Source organism: Aeromonas sp. Prich7-2 (assembly GCF_017939255.1).
GTDB lineage: Bacteria > Pseudomonadota > Gammaproteobacteria > Enterobacterales > Aeromonadaceae > Aeromonas > Aeromonas caviae.
Genome location: NZ_JAGKRI010000335.1, coordinates 1 through 966, shown reverse-complemented (window position 1 = coordinate 966; position 966 = coordinate 1). Strand labels below are relative to the sequence as shown.

General features: G+C 47.2%; 2 protein-coding genes. Both read left to right on the top strand.

Features of this window, described 5'->3' with window-relative positions; all coding sequences use genetic code 11:
* Positions 1-139 (top strand): transposase (locus J9892_RS22665; protein ID WP_210537942.1); only part of this gene is annotated, 139 nt, incomplete at its 5' end.
* A gap of 243 nt (positions 140-382) precedes the next feature.
* On the top strand, positions 383-817 hold the full coding sequence (locus J9892_RS22660; RefSeq protein WP_282598094.1) for a prepilin-type N-terminal cleavage/methylation domain-containing protein: 435 nt from the start codon (positions 383-385) through the stop codon (positions 815-817).
* Positions 818-966: the final 149 nt, after the last annotated feature.

Here is a 966-nt window from a genome sequence, read left to right as displayed (position 1 = left end):
AAACTACCCGATGCACACGAGTGTGCTGGAAGGGGTGAACAACAAGATCAAAGTGATAAAGCGCATGGCATATGGATTTAGGGACTCAGAATACTTTTTTCTGAAAATCAAGGCGGCCTTCCCCGGAAAGCCGCGATGAACCTTTTCTTTATGCAGGATCCCACGACATAAGGAGTGTGAAGATGGGCCCTCCCGCCTCATGACAAGTGCCAATGGAAGCCATTTAATCTTTGATTTTTCTACACATTTCACTAAATGACATAAAAGTGGCTAACAAGGTCCCCGCCTCTGTTGCCAACCCGAAGCGCTCGGATAAGATGCTGGAGTGTGGATAGATTTCCACCGGCACTTCTCAGGAACCATGGAAAAAAGGATATTTGACATGAACAGAGACATGAAGAAACAGTCGGGCTTTACCCTTATTGAATTGATGATAGTGGTCGCGATCGTCGCCATCCTGGCAGCCATTGCAATGCCGGCCTATCAGACCTATACCAAAAAAGCCAAAATGACCGAGCTAGTAGCCGCAACGGGATCACTAAAAACCTCTGCAGAAATATGTACTCAAGCAGGGACTGGCTGTAATGGTTTCGCTAGCCCATCAGGTGCAGTTGGTAACGTTACGCTCACAGCAACCAGTTCAGCTAGCGCCCCTCAATATACAATTCAGGCAGATCCAAAGGATGGCACTGTGTTATCTCCTTTAGCTGATGATGACGAATATATCCTCGAGGGGACAGTAAGTGGTGGTGTCGTTCTTTGGGCAGGAAAGTGCGAAAAAGGCGCTACCGCTCAGACTGATTACTGCCCTAACTAATGACCTCTCATGTACAGGACCTTAAGCGTTGAGTCCCTTTAAAACTCCTTCCAAGGTCCTGTTCTGTATCGATTTTCTCTGCTTGGTTCGGCAAGCGTTCTTGGCCAAATAATCAGCTGCCCATTCCAGTCTTTCCCTTATTTCTGTCA